The sequence below is a fragment of the Butyrivibrio sp. AE2005 genome (genome assembly GCF_000686965.1).
Classification (GTDB): domain Bacteria; phylum Bacillota; class Clostridia; order Lachnospirales; family Lachnospiraceae; genus Butyrivibrio; species Butyrivibrio hungatei_A.
In genome coordinates this window covers 62,927-80,035 of sequence record NZ_JMMD01000016.1, presented here as the reverse complement: position 1 = coordinate 80,035, position 17,109 = coordinate 62,927, and the positions used below count along the sequence as shown (strand labels likewise).

The 17,109-nt window shown below is 42.2% G+C and carries 11 protein-coding genes; 1 reads left to right on the top strand and 10 read right to left on the bottom strand.

Annotated elements, in window-relative coordinates:
- Position 1: 1 nt before the first annotated feature.
- The 5 genes from DL92_RS0111490 to DL92_RS19070 form a co-directional block, all read right to left on the bottom strand.
- Positions 2–793 carry a hypothetical protein gene (locus DL92_RS0111490; RefSeq protein WP_074463294.1) on the bottom strand — a complete coding sequence of 264 codons (792 nt, stop codon included), beginning with the start codon at positions 791–793 and terminating at the stop codon, positions 2–4.
- A gap of 164 nt (positions 794–957) precedes the next feature.
- Complete coding sequence (locus DL92_RS0111485; protein ID WP_026667788.1) at positions 958–1,716, bottom strand: hypothetical protein; 759 nt, start codon at positions 1,714–1,716, stop codon at positions 958–960.
- Positions 1,717–1,767: 51 nt separating this feature from the next.
- A complete protein-coding gene (locus tag DL92_RS0111480; protein WP_026667787.1) occupies positions 1,768–3,336 on the bottom strand; it encodes a hypothetical protein in 1,569 nt (522 codons plus the stop codon).
- Positions 3,337–3,937: 601 nt separating this feature from the next.
- Complete coding sequence (locus DL92_RS20320; protein WP_026667786.1) at positions 3,938–6,907, bottom strand: hypothetical protein; 2,970 nt, start codon at positions 6,905–6,907, stop codon at positions 3,938–3,940.
- Between the two features lie 10 nt (positions 6,908–6,917).
- A complete protein-coding gene (locus DL92_RS19070) occupies positions 6,918–9,026 on the bottom strand; it encodes an efflux RND transporter permease subunit (RefSeq protein WP_034469012.1) in 2,109 nt (702 codons plus the stop codon).
- Positions 9,027–9,363: 337 nt separating this feature from the next.
- On the opposite strand from DL92_RS19070, the gene DL92_RS0111465 reads away from it, so the two are divergent.
- Positions 9,364–9,966, top strand: coding sequence for a TetR/AcrR family transcriptional regulator (locus DL92_RS0111465; RefSeq protein ID WP_026667785.1), 603 nt, complete (start codon positions 9,364–9,366; stop codon positions 9,964–9,966).
- Between the two features lie 170 nt (positions 9,967–10,136).
- Here DL92_RS0111465 and nagA read toward each other — a convergent pair whose 3' ends face one another.
- From nagA to DL92_RS0111440, 5 genes are all read right to left on the bottom strand, one after another.
- Entirely contained in the window at positions 10,137–11,330 is a 1,194-nt protein-coding gene (gene nagA / locus DL92_RS0111460; RefSeq protein ID WP_026667784.1) for an N-acetylglucosamine-6-phosphate deacetylase, read from the bottom strand.
- 18 nt (positions 11,331–11,348) lie between these two features.
- Positions 11,349–12,401, bottom strand: coding sequence for a HAMP domain-containing sensor histidine kinase (locus tag DL92_RS0111455; protein ID WP_026667783.1), 1,053 nt, complete (start codon positions 12,399–12,401; stop codon positions 11,349–11,351).
- Positions 12,398–13,090: a response regulator transcription factor gene (locus DL92_RS0111450; RefSeq protein WP_026667782.1), complete on the bottom strand. Its 693-nt coding sequence runs from the start codon at positions 13,088–13,090 to the stop codon at positions 12,398–12,400. The genes DL92_RS0111455 and DL92_RS0111450 overlap by 4 nt, the downstream gene beginning before the upstream one ends.
- Complete coding sequence (locus DL92_RS0111445; RefSeq protein ID WP_026667781.1) at positions 13,056–13,850, bottom strand: CPBP family intramembrane glutamic endopeptidase; 795 nt, start codon at positions 13,848–13,850, stop codon at positions 13,056–13,058. The genes DL92_RS0111450 and DL92_RS0111445 overlap by 35 nt, the downstream gene beginning before the upstream one ends.
- A gap of 133 nt (positions 13,851–13,983) precedes the next feature.
- Entirely contained in the window at positions 13,984–17,088 is a 3,105-nt protein-coding gene (locus tag DL92_RS0111440) for a WavE lipopolysaccharide synthesis family protein (RefSeq protein WP_026667780.1), read from the bottom strand.
- Positions 17,089–17,109 lie beyond the last annotated feature (21 nt).

The window sequence follows — 17,109 nt, the reverse complement described above, 5'->3', positions numbered from 1 at the left end:
CTTATTTCTTTCCGAATTTGTTTGACTTGAATACTAGGTTGTCTCCGGACTTAGTGAATGTGATGATTCTTTCAGGCTGCTTATACTTTTCATCCCAGTTTTCATTGTTAGGCTGATATTTGAGTGTATAAGTGTCACCTGACTTAGTTCCTGACACAAATTTACCGTCATATAAAGGCGAATCATCTCCCCACGGATTACAACCTATAAGGATTGAATCATATTTCTCATTATATGTCCAAAAAGGATAATCTTTCGGGTCAATGTTAATATCAAGTCCGGTATGATCTTTGGCATATTTAATGAGCTTATCCATTCTTACCACAGTATCCACAATAAGATCCAACTCTGTAGAACCGTAAAATTCTATCTTTTCTTCATCTGGAAGTTTGTCTTCATCTTCAGTAAGACCCTCAACTCGGTAAGCTATAACCCGATCCCATTTGATTTCTTCAGGGCTACTGTATTCAGGTCCAAGGAAGCCAAAACAATCGCTACAGGTCGCAGTAAACCTCTTTGTAAAATCGCTAAGTTCCTCATCAGATACAGGCTCGCCTTCTACCTCTGTAATTTCATCAGTAGAAGATTCTGCCTCAGCAGTTTCATCAGTTGAAGCTTCCGTTGTTTCCTCAGTAGTTTCATCAGACGCAAATTCATCTGAAGCAGTAACTTCCTCAGATGCCGATTCTTCTTTTTCACCTGAAGTCTCAGTAGTGCCTTCCAATGGAATCGGTGTACATGCGGATATAACAAAAGCAGTTGCGAGTATCAACAATGTAGTTCTTCTTTTCATTTTGCTTTTCTCTCCGTTTTCTTTTGTATTAGGAATCTCTGTGTCTTTTATTATACAGATCAAATGTGTTCAGCCTGTTAAAAAACAGCTCACCTTATAAATATAAGATGAGCTGCGCATTTTTCTCCATATCAGAAAATCTTAATTAAATAAGCGTTTTCTTATTACTTTCCAAGTTTGTTTGACTTGAATACAAGTTTGTCACCGGACTTAGTAAATGTGATGGTTCTTTCAGGCTGCTTACAAGATTCATCAAACATTTCATTACCGGGCTGGAATTTGAGTGTATAGGTGTCACCTGACTTAGTTCCTGACACAAATTTACCTTCAACTAAAGGTGTATCCTGTCCCCACGGGTTTTCACCTATAAGGAATGCATCGTATTTCTCATTGTATGTCCATGAAGGAACATCTTTCGCATCAATGGTAACATCAAGTCCGGTATGATCTTTGATATACTTAGTAAGATCCTTTTTTCTTACCACCGAATCTACTAGCTCGCCTTCTATATCAGTAAAGCCATAAAACTCCTTCTTTTCTTCATCAGTCAGATCTTCTGCTGTAAGTCCCGGAGTATAACAGCCTATAGCCTGATCCCACTTGATTTCTTCAGGGCTGCTGTATTCAGGCCAAAGGAAACCAAAACAATCGCTATTCACATCAATAAACATATTTGTAAATGTGCTAAGTTCCTCATCAGATACAAGCTCGCCTTCTGCCTCTGCTGTTTCATCAGTAGAAGATTCTGCATCTGTTGCTTCCTCAGTAGTTTCCTCAACCAAAGGCTCGTCTTCAACAGTAATTTTCTCAGAAGACGCTTCTTCTTTTCCGCCTAAAGCCTCAGTAATGCCCTCTAAAGACGGTGTACATCCTGTAACAACAAGCGCGGTTGTAAGTATCAACAATGCTCTTTTAATTTTCATAGTTCCTTTCCTCTCTTTCCAAAATCTCTTTTCATAAAACCCTGTTATCCTTTAATCCCCAATATAATTAGGATGAGCGGCATGTCTCTTTCTTATCGTATCATTATTGCCGTATGCAATATTATATACCTTATCGGTATTTGTGTCGAAATTAAAGTATAAAGTGAATGTATCAAACTTATACTTGAAGCCATATCCCTGATAAAAACTATATGTCTCTGCAGGACTACCATAAGCAGCTATAATACTATCTTTTGAATCACCAACTCCGACATTGCGAGATGTCTTTGCGCCCTGCTTATAGATGCAAAGATCGTAAGTTAACTCTTCGCCGTTATTAACAAATGTGTATAAGTTTATGTTATTTGAATCATAAACATATCTTGGTTCATCAGCTGTTGATGTATCTTTCTTTTCACACTGACCGAGGTTAGCCATAAGTGTTGACGCTCCGTCAAGGATAGAAAGTTTCTTGCCGTTATACATGATCTCAGCCTCAGAAACGCTGCTGCTATTCTGAGTTGTAGTTGCTGCAGGTGCAGGAGCTGCGTTATTAGTTGTCTGCGCAGGTGCTGTGTTGTTTGCAGCAGGTGTTGCATTGGCATTTGTGTTTGATGTTGTTGTATTTGTAGCAGTTGTTGCATTTGAGCTTGATGTAGTAGCCTGAGCTTTTCCGGTCGCAACTATATTCTTTGTAGAATCCGCGATATTTGACTTAACAGGGTACATCTTTGACAAAGTATCGTTATTATCATATGAATAGCTTACTACTGTATCGTTCTTGGTATTGAAATAAAAACATAAAGTATATGCATCAAACTTTACTGATATACCATAATCTTTATTCAAGCTAAAAGAACTCTTATTGCATCCGTTATACGCATTGTTTATTTCGGCCAATGTTGAGCCTACACCAACGCCGCGTGCTGTAAGAATACCTTTTTTATAGACTGCGATATCAACAGGAAGTTCATTTCCATCTTTTATACCTGTTATAAAAATAATGCTTCCTCCATCATAGGAATAAAAAGGCTGTTCAGGACAAGATGTGTTTCTGCTCTGATACTGTCCGAGATTAGACATTATAGTATTGGTGCTGTTCAAAACAGAGTGTACTTTTCCGTTATATACAAACTCATGATCTGCAAGCTTAGCAGGAATCGCATTTGCTGCTTCGGTAGTTGCAGTTGTGTTTGAATCTGTAGTTGAAACAGTAGATGCAGATGAACCAGTAGTAGCTGCGTCAGGGGTTGTTGCCGTTGCTACGCCGGTAGTAGTTGTGCCATTTGTGGTTGTCGCAGTTGCTGTACCTGTAGTTGTTAATGTCTCAGATGAATTCAATGTTGTAGCTGCTACTTCGGTTGAAGTTGCTGTTGTTGCTACATCGGAAGAAGCTGCCGTAGCCGCATCTATTGATGATGAAGCCGCTGATGCATCCTCGCTTGATGAAGCTTCTGCCGCCTCAGAAGCAATCATTGCCTCTCTTGCAGCCTCTCTGAGTTCAGCCTCTGTCATTTCCATTTCGCTGCTTCCGGAAGCAGAAGGTGCTCCGTTACATCCGACAATCGAAAGCATCAATGTTGAAGCAATCAAAATTGCTGTTGTTTTTCTTTTTTTCATAGTCTCCTCCAAATATTCTGCCTGTACACATTATCCATTGATATACGGATAGTTCCATGGCTGCCGCCATTCTCTCAATCCTATCCCATACTATATTTTACTCAAAAAAAATGTCATTTAAATTATAAAAGTATGTTTTTTCTGTGTTCTGTTTTTATAGGGCAAATATCATTGCAGCCATAGCTTGCCGCTCTGGCATTGACTCTATGGAGCATTTCTGCTTATAGGGTCATGCTTTACAGCAAATACACTACCTTGGAGCTCTTGTTTATATGACCCTACAGCTCATTTTTTGCCTGTAGGGTCATACCTTTCAGCAAATACATTCCCTTGGAAAGCTTGTTTATATGACCCTACAGCTCATTTTCTGCTTATAGGGTCATGCTTTACAGCAATCACACTACCTTGGAGCTCTTATTTGTATGACCCTACAGCTCATTTTCTGCTTATAGGGTCATACCTTTCAGCAAAACACTGCCTAAACAAGCATAAATAGCATGACCCTACAGAGCATTTTTGCTCCGCAGGGTCATACTCAATAAATTTCATGTTATAAATGCCTAAATATTCACACAAGAATACTCGATGTATCAAGCATACATCACGCATTCTCAGATTTGATACCGTCTGTCTTGATAATGAACTTCACGCTGCTGTCGGTATCATCGGAAGCGCCGCCGAAGGTGCTGTAGTTCTCGCCGGCTTTCTCGATAGCTGAAAGTCTGTCTGAGAAATCAGAAAGGTCGCCGTCAAATGCCTCGTAGATCTTCTTGATTCCTTCTTTGTCAAATTTAATAACTCCGTCAACAAGTTCCTGAACACCGTCATCAAGCTCGCCTGTTCCGTCGTACAATTTGCCTACTCCGTCGTAGAGCTCTCCTGCTCCTTCGTCCAGCTTTCCCGCTCCTTCATCAAGTTTGCAAGCGCCGTCATAAAGCTTGAATGCACCGTCAACTATTGTCGCATTATTGTCCGTTAAAGTATCGGCACCTTCACGAAGCTTGGAAGAACCGTCCTTGAGCTGTCCTATTCCATCATCAAGTTTAACCGTTCCTCCATAGAGCTTTTCTATTCCTGCTGCCAGCTGTGCATTTCCGTTCGCAACTTTATCCGCACCCGCAACAAGAGCATCAAGCTGAGATAATTTCTGAAGCACCGACGGATCAAGTTTTGTAAGAGTATCAAGGTGCGCCTGCTTAATAAATGTAAGGACCGCCTTAGTCTGAGCAAGATAAGCCGAATATGTGGCAATCAAAGTTGTCTGCTGCTTTGCCTGGTTCATAACTTCAGTTTTCGTAGCTGATTTTGTCTGCTCTATTGCCGCATTTACAAGCGCATCAACTTCTTCCTGCGTATAATACTGCGTTCCGTTAAGATTGACCATAAGAGATGTTCCAAGAAGCGCAGGATCTATCGCTCCCGTGCCCAAATCACTCGCACTGAAAGTTGTTGTACTCTCATTGTTTGCAGGTTTCGCCGCATCTATCTGTATATTGCCAGATTGCGCCTTGCTTCCGCTTTCGTTAACACTGTTTCCGGCAACATTGATTCCCGTTTTTCCTCCTGTGCCGTTTCCGTCACCGCCTGTGTTTGTACTTGCGTTGCCGCTGCCTGAAGCTCCTCCGTTATTTTCCGATCCTGCACCGGTTCCGGTATCACCTGCGTTTGCGCTTGCGTTGTTGCTGCCTGCAGTTCCTCCGTTATTTCCGGATTCCGCACCGATTCCGCTATCACCTGCATTTGCGTTACCGTTGCCTGTAGCTCCTCCGTTATTTCCAGATCCTGCGCCGATTCCGTTACCGCCCGCGTTCTCTCCATTATTTCCGCTTCCGCTGTTTTCACCCGGATTTTCGCCGTTTCCTCCTGCATTTCCTCCCGCGCCGGTTCCGTCACCGCCTTCGCTTGCGTTACCACCGCCTGCGTTTTCTCCGTTATTTCCACTTGTGCTGCTTTCACCTGAATTTCCACCGATACTGCCACCATTTTCGTCTCCGCCGTTTTGCACCAGTTCGCCGCCTCCGGCAGTCATCACCATCGCCGCATCATATGTCACCGCTGTAACCGCTCCGGGATTAACCTCTGAAAGTGCCGGCTTTCCTACAGCGATTATTGCATCAAGCGTATTCTTATCAACGCCCAGTGTCTTACAGGCAATAGCTGCCTGCGTGGGATCGCCGCTACCAAGAAGATATGACTGTGTTGCGAGATATGCATTTTTTACCGCAGTAAGCTGTGTTGACGCAGTCATAAGACTTGAAAGCGATGCCGCCATCTGAGCCATCTGCTTTACACCACCGTTGATTGCTTCCGTTCCCTGTGCAAGAGCTTTGGCATTGTTAACAAGATCTGCATCTTCCATTCCCTTTCTAAGCGCAGAAGTTCCGTCTTTTGCCGCCTTAACACCATCTTCCAAAGCCGCCGCGCCGTTTCTAAGCTCATGCGCACCGTCCGTATATTTTACGATTCCGTCATAGAAATCCTTTGTGCCGTCGCTGAGTTTCCCCGTGCCGTCTTTTAATTCCGCCGTTCCGTCCTTAAACTCCTTTGTTCCGTCATAAAGATCCGACACTCCGTCTCTGAGCTCTCCCGTTCCTTTCTTAAGTTCCTTGGAACCGTCAACAAGATCATTCGAACCGTCGTTTAACTTATTCATGTCATCCTTGAGGTCATCGATCTTGTCTGAATTAGAAAGATCTGACATACCAAAGTCTGAAAGCACATCGGAACTTGCCATTGTCATAGTCATACCAAGTTCAAAGTCTGTTGTATCAGCCGTTATCTCGAAACTGTTACTAAGTTTTTTCTCAAGATCCTCATCATCAAGCTCATCCCACTTATCTTCCGATATATCAAGGCTGTCTTTTAATCCCGGAACCGCAACTCCCATAACGATGTAGTTTCCGCCGTCCGAAATGACCTTTCCGTTTGAAATATCAACATTTGAGAACTTGTCACCATCGAGGATCATTCCTGACATCATTACAAAAGGAGTGAATACCTCAACATCTTTTCCATCCACATCTACAGTCTGCTTGTCGGTATTCTCATACTCGAAGCGAATCGTGACCTTTCCGCTCTTTCCCGCAAGTTCTTCGGGCTTAATTTCTTTTCCGTCAAGGCTGTATGTAATCTTCATATTTACGGGAAGTTTTTTGTCCGTAACTCCCTGATAGTAGATATCAGAACCCTTTGCCTCCCATGTCAAAGTTCCGTCGCCGTTATCCTTGAACGTCTCATCGCCTTTGACATTTACAATGTCCTTAAGTTCAGTCTTATCAGCAAGTTCAGCCGTAGCACCTGCGTTTTTGAGCCACTCGCTTACGATAATATCGTTTGCGGCGCCGCTTGCATCTGCACTCACATATACCGTCTCAACTTTTCCGGCATCGTCAGAAGATCCGATGCTCTTTGTAAGACTGTCAGAAAGTTTGTCTTCCTCGGCAGTAGTTGATACTCCTGCATTCGCCGCATCTGAAACGCTATCTTTTTTTGCACCACAGGCAACCGTCATGATTGCAAGCATCGTTGCCAGGGCAAGTGATAATGATTTGATTAGTTTTTTTCTGATCATAATTCTGTCCTCACGCTATTTTATTAACACAATCTGTAATTTTATCTTGTGACTTTGCACCCGGATTCACGCCAAGTGTAGTCTTTATTATTATCTTGTCGAATATCATATACATCGCGGGAAGCACCAGCAAAACAGTGAACATGCTGATAATTGCGCCCCTCGACATAAGATTGCACAAAGAGCCGATCATATCGATACTTGAGATAAGTCCCACTCCGAATGTTGCCGCAAAGAAGCTGAGCGCGCTGACAATTACCGATTTCATACAGGTAGTCAGCGTAATAAGAGTCGCTTCTTTTTTATCATGTCCCGCGTTTCTTTCCGACAGGTACCTCGTAGTCATCAGGATCGCATAGTCAACAGTAGCTCCAAGCTGGATGGTTCCTATGACAACTGATGATATGAAAGGTATGACCGTTCCCGTATAATAAGGAATTCCCATGTTTACAAAAATCGCAAATTCAATTACCGCAACCAATATAAACGGAAGTGACAAAGACTTAAGTACCAGTGCGATTATCAGGAACACAAATCCGATAGAAACCGCGTTTACAACCTTAAAGTCATGATCCGTTATATCTATAAGATCCTTGGTACAAGGCGATTCTCCGACAACCATCGCCTTCTTGTCATATCCTTTTACTATGCGCTGAACCTCATCAATCTGAGCGTTTATCTCGTTTGAAGCCACTCTGTAATCGGTGGTCAAAAGAACTACTTTCCAATCATCGCTTTCGAGCGCATCGAAATATTCCTCAGGAATAAACTCTTTCGGAAATGCAGGTCCCATGATAGCGTCGATTCCGAGCACTGAGATGATACCGTCGGTATTCTTGAGCTCTTTTATCATCTTATTCATGGAAACACTGTCGAGGTTCTTATCAACAAGGATCATATACGCGGAGTTCATGTCGAACTTCTCATCAATCTCTTTTGACCCCTGTATACTTCCAAGCTTGTCGGGAAGCGTATCCGTCAGGTTGTAGTAAACCTTAGTGCGGTTGTTTCCGTAAACCGCAGGGAATATGAGTGCCAGGAAGATGATGAAGAATACAAGGTAATGCTTTGCCACCATCTTCGGTATTCTTACGAATTCGGGCAAAAGAGGTTTATGCTTTGTCTTTTCAATCGCCTTATCAAAGATAAGTATCATGCTCGGCAAAATGGTAACGCATCCGACAACGCCGAATATTACACCCTTGGCCATTACTATTCCGAGATCCGTTCCAAGTGTGAACGTCATAAAGCAGAGCGCCAAAAAGCCTGCGATCGATGTAATTGAACTTCCGACAACAGACTTAAATGTTGCGGCTATGGCATTTGCCATCGCGTCGTTTCTGTTGTCATTCTTTTCAAGTTCTTCCTGATAGCTGTGCCACAGGAATATCGAATAATCCATGGTGACTCCGAGCTGAAGTACCGCGCTCAGCGCCTGAGTGATAAAAGAAATCTCTCCGTTAAACACATTGGTTCCCATGTTGTAGACTATCGCCATTCCTATGCTCAGAAGGAAAAACACAGGAATAAGATAGGAATCCATTGTGATTGAGAGAACTATCACAGCAAGTACAACCGCCATTACAACGTATATAGGTGTCTCCGAAATTGTAATGCTCTTAAGGTCGGCCACTATAGCGCTCATTCCGCTCATAAAGCACTGCTCATTCGAAATTTTCCTGATATTTTCTACTGCTTCCAATGTTGTGTCGGCGGATGTTCCGTCATCAAATACAATGAACATCATCGTCGCATCTCCGCTGTTAAACGCATCATATACATCGCTCGGAAGCATCGACATGGGTATCGACAGATCCATCAGAGAATCGTACCAGAGCACGTTCTCAACATGATCCACCTGCTCTATCTTTGCTTTCAGAGCCGCAACATCTTTTTCCTCCATACCTTCAGTCACATACAGGACAAAAGAGCCGGTTCCGAACTGATCTAGCAGGATATCCTGCCCCTTCATAGTCTCGATGTCCTTTGGAAGGTACGACAAAATATCGTAGTTTACTCTCGTATTTATATATCCGATCGCAGCCGGGATAAGGAGCCCGATTGCAACCAAGAGTATCAGATATCTTAATTTGACAATTATTCGAGAAATCTTTTTCATACTATTACTCCATTGAAATTATTGACTATCGGTCATTTATGGTATAACACTTTTATGACCATTAGTCAACATTTTAAAAGAGAAGATTTCCCAAACTTTATTATCTTTTGCTTACTCCTCTCGTCTTCCCCCATTCAACGCAAAAATCCCCTTTCAATAACCGATTAAAATGCCTGATTATCAAAAGAGGGATTATCTGATTTTACACGTTGTTAGTTATTGCTAACAACGCTATTCTAGTACATTCATTTTTCCATGTCAATGAATCCACTATTTTTGTCTTAATAACTTTCCTAAATTTATGTTATATTTAATTTGAAAAGAGAAAGGTGAAAAAATGGGAAAAGCAGACCAAAACAAAAAAGCAAAACTGGAGAGATTACTAAACACTTCCTTTGAGCTTTTTACTTCAAAGGGACTTAACAAGACTTCCATATCGGACATTGTAGAAAGAGCAGGGGTTGCAAAAGGAACTTTCTACTTATACTTTAAGGATAAATATGACATCCGCAACAGGCTTATCGCTCACAAGTCAAGCCAGCTGTTCATGCAGGCTCACGAAGCGCTCAGCCATGAGAATCTGACAGAATTTGATGACAGACTGATATTTATAATGAACTATGCGCTGGACGCTCTTGCCGCAAACAAAGGCCTTCTTTCTTTTATCTACAAAGACCTCAGCTGGGCAGTTTTCAAAAAAGCTCTAAACACAAACGTAAGCAATTCAGACGATGAATTTGGAACCATCTACAACAAGATGCTTGAAGAATCGGGTCACAAGTTCAAAGATCCTGAAGTAATGCTCTTCCTCATCATAGAGCTTGTAGGCTCAACCGGCTACAGCGCCATCATGTACAACGATCCTGTTTCGCTGGAAGAGCTTAAGCCGCACCTTGAGCAGACTGTACGAGATATAATAAAGAATAATATTGTGGAATAAAAGGAAATGATTATTTGACGATAATGAACCGTGATGGTAATATATGAATTGAAAAAGGTGCTACCGATAGACGGTTAGCCCTGAAATATAAAATGGTTAAGAAATAACCGCTCTATGTTTGCGAGGCAGAGGGCGGTTATTTTTGTGTCTTGGAATCATGCTTTCCATTTTTAAACTTCAACACCTCTTGCAATCACCATCTTCACATCAAGTGTCTCCTTATCAAGAAGCACCAGATCTGCGTACTTGCCAGGAGTGATAGAGCCTGTAACATCATAGCAGCCTGCTGCCTTGGCGGGAGTTACGGTTGCCGAATATACGGCATCTTCGAGAGAAATCGCTGCCTGCTTAACTGCATATTTAAGGCATCCCATGAGATTCGTCACAGAACCTGCAATTGCGCCGTCGCTAAGGCGCGCTTCATTTCCTCTTACAGATACAGGCTGTCTTCCGAGTTCGTACTCTCCATTGCCAAGACCAGTTGCCATCATAGAGTCGCTTATAAGCGCTATCCGCTCTCGTCCAAAAAGTTTGAACGCAGTCCTTATCATTGGTGCCGCAACATGAACGCCATCACAGATTAGCTCAGCGATTACTTTGTCTTTCTCCGCAGCAGCCGCGATCGGGCCGGGATTCCTGTGACCTAACGGTGCCATTGCATTAAACAGATGTGTAAGATGGCAGGCTCCACTTTCAAAAGCTTGTTTTGCGGTATCGTAGTCACAATCGGTATGCGCAAGCGAAACCGTACATTTCTTAGAAACTTCTTTTATAAAATCCATTGAAGGAGTATCTTCTTCGGGTGCAATATCACAGAATCTGATGCACTCTTCCGATGCCTCATAGAGCCTGTTAAACATATCTATATCGGGCTTTCTGAGATACTTCGTATTCTGCGCGCCACACTTTTGGGCTGATACGAACGGGCCTTCCATGTTTATTCCATGAAAATAAGAGAGCCCCACTTTCGTAGCCTCTCTTTCATACTCTCCATCGTATCGACTGCCGTCATCTCTTCCCTGTTCTCTCCTATACTCAGCAGCAGCCTTCATTATCTTCATAAGTTCTTCTTCCGAAAGCGTCATTGTCGCAGGCACAACCGTAGTTATGCCATTCTTTGCCTCATATGCAAGAATCTTCCCAATCGACTCTGTCATCCCATCACAGAAGTCAACGCCATCACAGCCGTGCAGATGGATATCCACAAGTCCCGGAATCGCATAGCAGGAGCTCGCATCAATTATCTTGGCATTCTGACAGCCGCCGTTTTGGCAACTGTCAGAAAAGTATTCTCCATCCACAAATATATCTTTTTTAATAAATCTACCGTCTTCCGTAAATGCAGATGCATTCTTAATAATCATCTGTACCACTCCAATCCTTCACACCACGGCAACAAACCTCTTAAATTCGCTCTCCGCATCTTCCACATATTCCAGCATTCCGCCATGAAGTTCCATGATCTTTTTAGCCACCGAAAGCCCCAAGCCACTTCCGCCGTTTTTACCTTTTATATATGGCTCAAAAATATGCGCCTTGAGTTCTTCATCCAAAAACGGGCCGTTATCGGCAACAACAACCTCAACTCCACCGCCCGTTTCTGTCATAGTGACCTTTATGGTTGTATTCTCAGGATTATGTCTGACAGCATTGTTTATAAGGTTGGAAAAAACTCGGCGCATCTGCGAGTGATCATATTTACAGATCACGGTGTCAGGTATCTCCAAATTAAGGACAAGTTTTTTCTCTTCGAATTTATAAAACATATCCGCAAGAATTCCTCTAAGAAGCGCCGCAATATTGCCCTCTTCGGGAATAATCTTATAACTTGCACTTCCAAATTTGGAGTACTCCAGCATATCCTCAAGCTGCACATTCGCAGCTTCTATCTGCTGTTCTATTACAGTCAGGCAGCGTTTTAGCTCCTCGTCAGATATATCTTCTTTCTTAAGTAATTTGGCATATCCCATTACCATCGTCATTGGAGTCTTGAGATCATGAGCTATTCCTGCGTAGAGCTGTCTGTTATGCTCATCATTTTTTTCCCTGAGCGTCTGAGCTTCTTTTAACCCCACTACCATGTTGTTGAAAGCTTCTTCTATCTCGCCGAACTCAAAGCTATCCTTTGCTTCAAGTCTGACATCAAGATCACCGCTGCTTACCTTATTCATACTGTCTGCGATTCTTCGTGCAGGATCTGAAATATATTTCTTTGCGATATGAGAAATCACGCCAAATATAATCAGGATGAAAATCACACTTGCAACATTAACCTGTGTCTTAAGTCCATCTCCAAGCCCTTCTTTGCCGGACCATCCCGCAATAACCCCCTTTATAAAATCTCTTATCCTGTTAAAAAGAAGCATCAACAGAATAACAATCGCGATCAAAAATCTAAGAAATGCCTGAAGTTTCCTGCTATATTCTTTTTTCATTTTTCTTCCATCCTATATCCCAGCCCTCTGATAGTGTGGATATACTCCGCGCCGTCATCCGATATCTTGCTTCTAAGCTTACTTATCGCGACCATGATGCTGTTGTCATCGGGGAATTTATCGCTTTCCCATGCCTCCTCGTATATTCGGTCTTTGGTAAGCACATGTCCGATATTGCTCATGAAGCATTCAACCATGCGATATTCCAGCGCTGTCAGTTCTATAGCTTCACCATTTTTATAAAGTCTCTTAAGATCAACATCCAATCTAAGGCTTCCGCATACAAGTTCCACAGCCTTGCCTTGCCCATCATATCCGTAGCATCTTCGAAGTGTGGACAATACTCTTGCCGCAACTTCCATCGGGTCAAAAGGTTTAACTATATAATCATCCGCTCCGATATTAAGCCCCTTTATCCTGTCAAGAACATCGCCCTTGGCAGTAAGGAAAAGAACAGGTACATGGCTCTTTAGTCTTATCTTTTCAACAAGCTCATAGCCATCCATAACAGGCATCATCACATCGGTTATTATCAGATCAAAGCTCCTTCTGTCAAACATCTCATAGGCGCTGTTTCCGTCATATGCTTCGCTCACTTCCATGCCATGCATCTCAAGACACACCTTGAGAAGTCCCGCTATCTGAGGCTCATCGTCAACTACAAGTACTTTGTATTTTTCTTTTTCCAATTTTCATTCTTCCTTTTATCAGTATTATCGTAACCAGCAGAACTGCCGTAAGAAGCACAGGCAACGTATATATAATATATCCGTTCAGATTATAGCTTAGCTGCACGCCATGCCTTTCAAAAGCATTCATGATACTCGCAGATGCGTTATGCATCATATGCGCACATATACTATACATAATATTACCACTATGCTCATATATCAGTGCATATAATATTCCGCTGAAAAAGACTGAAAGAAATCCCTGAAGGTGGTAACCATGAAGTTCGGCAAATATCAACGACGTTAAGATTACTGCAATAGGGATATTTATTTTTTCTCTGACATAACCGTATAAGCCCTTCCTAAAAAAATATTCCTCCGCCACCGGTGCTATCAGGATTGCAACTATATGATCAAATGCTGTTTCATCAAGTGCTACATCTTCTGTTACAGGAAAAATCCCGTTAAGTAAAAAACCGACAAAAGAGTTAAAAAGTATCATACCAATACAAACAGAAAAAACTGCTACCACGATCATCTTGATAAAGCTTCTGTCTTTCCTTAACTCCAAATCCTTGGATATTCCCTTTACATGCGAAAACCAAACAACAAACAAAACTGTTACAACTGTCCCAAAAGAGCCGCTGTAATGATCAAGCTGTTCCTCAGTCAGCAGGAGCCTCCCTTCCGCAAAAACCTGAAATCCCAGTATTCCAATAAAAAACACCAAAAAATACAAAAAAATCACTCCAACTACCGAAAGCACTCTTTTCACCATTAGTTTCATCTCCTTTGTTTTGATAAAACCATGATAAATAAAATACATTTCCGTAGATTGAAGTGAATCTTAACGTAGCCTTAATTTGATCAATTTTTACAAGGCGCACTCATTCCGAGACAAGCCTTGCCACTCACACCTGCCCAATCTTCTTCATCAGCGCACAGTACTTCTTATCATATCCGTACCTGTCGCCGTAAAGCAGCGCCTTCATAAGAGTCGAATGCGCCTCCTTATCTTTTTTGCAGACCGCGGAAGCACTGTAATAATTCTTAAGATACTCGTGAATCTCCTTATTGTCGCGGTCAACGTTTACGATATACAAGCCAAGTAGCGTTTCAAAGCCCATAAAGCGCTTATCCTCCGTAAAGCCGCCTTTTTTCATAATTCCCAGATCATCACTGCTTCCGATCATGGCGTTTGAACTAAGAACCGCTTCGTACGCAAGAATATTTTCAAAAGAACCGTCATCCTCGTACCACCTCGGAACGGGAACTTTCTTGTTCGCATTTCTTATGAGATTGATGTAATGACACTGCTCCCTGATATAAAGACTGTTGTACTTCTCAGAGTTTGAATACTTCGTATTCGGGAACGTGCTGTAGTATTTAAGCACGCTGTCAGTTTCCGCATGGCCATCCCATATCTTCATCAGGTCAGAAGTCCTTCCCATCTGGAATGAATCGGGGATTGCGCCGACAAGCTTACCGTCCGTATTCCTGCCGTCATACATTCGCTCGTTTATAAAAAGAACTCTCTCATCAAAGATCTTGTACTCAGGATTATACGAATCCATGATCTTCTTCCAGTAATTATAAAAATCAAGAAGCGTCGAGTTCTTGAAAACATGGCAGGATTCCATCTTTACACAGTACTTTGTCTTGACCATCTTAAGCGCCGTACTGTTGAGGCTCTGAACCATATTTATATCGTTTATTTCATCATCGTCCGAATCGCCCAGATGAATGCTGACTCTCGGAGACTTTTTCTTTTCCACAAAACAGATCTTATCGCACAGCTTCTTGATATGCGAAGGAACCGTCTCATCATCCCAGGTTCCGAGAATGATCGAAGCTCCGGGGAAAAATCTCTTAATGGAATACAGACATGCGATTGTGTTAAGCTCACCTGAAACTTCGATTCCGCCCGTAACCAAAAATGTCAGCTCTTCTGCCCTGACATCGTCCAAAACATCCGCAAACTCTTCCGTCACCGTATTCTTATAATTTCTTACAACACTGCTCCACTTAAGGATATTGAAATAATCAGGATTTACCTTATATTTCAATTTGTAATTCATTCCAAGATACGCAAGCTCTCTTTTTACCACAACATTATCAAGCGTCCTGTATTTTCTGCAGAGTTTAAGCCAGTCGCCGTAACTTGCATTATATTTGTAGGCCGCCGAATTGTTGATGTAGAGCGCTTTTGGAAGCACAACCTTGCTTATCGGAAACTCGACGCAAACGAAATTATTAGCAAGAAACTTCTCATACTCCCTTCGAAGCTGCGAAGAATCATCCGTCACATTCATAAGTCCGACGAAATCAGAAAAAATCGGTGTAAAACTGTTCACATAGAAGTTATACGCGATATACTGCTCCGGCGTCAGATTGCATCTGTATTCGCTCTTGTAATCTCTTTTCCCCACATCCTTATAAAGATCTGCCGAAAAAAGCTTTAGCAGGTCGTTCCTAAGTCCCATATACCACCAGTCGGAAATGCCAAAGTTAAGCACTCCGCTCTTGGAAGTCGAAAGCGCCTCGACCATTATCCTTCTTGAGACAACCGACTCCGTGGTAACGTACCTCGAAACCCTGTTATATATATCAAGAAAATCAGAACCCGTAAGGATCATATCGCTTCGCATCTTAATGCAATACTTTCTCGTGCATGCCTCAATTCCCGCGCGGCTCGAAACAATTTCCCTGTTTACGTTGTTCCTCTGCTCATGCGGATATTTCCTGATAAAGCCACATGTACCGGGGTCCTTACTCATTACTACGATATCCGCATCAATGCCATTTGCGCTCTCGCCCTCGAAGATTGACAGAATAACCTGTGCATGCGGAAGGTGCTTTCTTATGCTCTTAACCGTCTCACCGGTCGTATCTCTCACCATTCCCTGAACGACAACGCCTATATCCCTGCTGTCTATGATCTCGTTGTAATAGTCGACAGCGTACATCTTATCGAATTTTCTTTTTCCAATCCTGTTAAGAAAGCCCTTAAGCCTGTTGTATGCAGGGTGTAAAAAAGATTTAAAGCCCTTCGGCATAACTTTTTTAATTCCGTTAAAGAGCAGATTCTTAAAAAAATATCCCGGCAGAAAATAAAGATTTTTTACAAAAATAAGCAATAAGTACTTGATGTACTCCTTTGCATCGTTGCAACAATAGAAAGCATAGAGCTTCTCCCAGTCCTCGTGGGTATAGCAGTTCTGCGGCACAGCCTCTTTCCTGTAGATGCTGTTAGAAAGCGTCTTAAGTCCGATATCGTCGTTACTTAGGATTATAAGGTTTGCCGCAAAAGTCGCTTCGCTCCTGTCTATATCTTCCCTAGTGTATTTCTCGAGGTCATCGGGCGCTTTGAAACTTATGCCTTTATTTACAAGATTCATCCACAGATACGACTCCGCATCGTACCTGAATGTTGATATGGAATTATTCGGATAATACTTCCACATCATGTATTCTTCGTCTTCTTTGGAAAATAACGGAACATCAAAAAGCCTCACCAGATCTTTCGTATATCCAAAAAAGAAAATATCCGAAGGATGGTAAGCTCTTTTCATATCTGAAAAAATGTACCGCGGATTTCTCGAATAGAGCTCGCAGCATATCACCTTGTGCTCAAAAATCTTGTATTCGGTACATTCTCTGTTATATATATTAAAATAATCTTTGAATCCATCGTCGCACAGATAGAAGTCTGTTCGTAACTTCAGCGCATAGACAGTCTTTGCTTTCAAAAGACCGTGATAAGTCGACACAATCTGTCTGTTGATGTTGTTCTTAGGCGAAAACGGCACATTGAACTCATCAAATCCGCCCGGATCTTCGCTAAAAACAACTTCATCATATTCAAGACCTTCTACATCGGTTCCTTCCCATGTAGATAATATAATAAATGCTCCCGGGAGCGCACGCCTTATGCTCTGCAGGCATATCGGCGTTTTTTCCCCATCTACGTCTCCCTGTACAATAACTGTAATCTCTTTATTATCAACTAATCCCATGTCCCCTACCAATCATTGGTT

What these genes read in the sequence shown, in the direction of transcription:
- DL92_RS0111490 (WP_074463294.1), bottom strand. Translation starts at nt 793, where the DNA reads ATGAAAAGAAGAACTACATTGTTGATACTCGCAACTGCTTTTGTTATA.
- DL92_RS0111485 (WP_026667788.1), bottom strand. Translation starts at nt 1,716, where the DNA reads ATGAAAATTAAAAGAGCATTGTTGATACTTACAACCGCGCTTGTTGTT.
- DL92_RS0111480 (WP_026667787.1), bottom strand. Translation starts at nt 3,336, where the DNA reads ATGAAAAAAAGAAAAACAACAGCAATTTTGATTGCTTCAACATTGATG.
- DL92_RS20320 (WP_026667786.1), bottom strand. Translation starts at nt 6,907, where the DNA reads ATGATCAGAAAAAAACTAATCAAATCATTATCACTTGCCCTGGCAACG.
- DL92_RS19070 (WP_034469012.1), bottom strand. Translation starts at nt 9,026, where the DNA reads ATGAAAAAGATTTCTCGAATAATTGTCAAATTAAGATATCTGATACTC.
- DL92_RS0111465 (WP_026667785.1), top strand. Translation starts at nt 9,364, where the DNA reads ATGGGAAAAGCAGACCAAAACAAAAAAGCAAAACTGGAGAGATTACTA.
- nagA (WP_026667784.1), bottom strand. Translation starts at nt 11,330, where the DNA reads ATGATTATTAAGAATGCATCTGCATTTACGGAAGACGGTAGATTTATT.
- DL92_RS0111455 (WP_026667783.1), bottom strand. Translation starts at nt 12,401, where the DNA reads ATGAAAAAAGAATATAGCAGGAAACTTCAGGCATTTCTTAGATTTTTG.
- DL92_RS0111445 (WP_026667781.1), bottom strand. Translation starts at nt 13,850, where the DNA reads ATGGTGAAAAGAGTGCTTTCGGTAGTTGGAGTGATTTTTTTGTATTTT.
- DL92_RS0111440 (WP_026667780.1), bottom strand. Translation starts at nt 17,088, where the DNA reads ATGGGATTAGTTGATAATAAAGAGATTACAGTTATTGTACAGGGAGAC.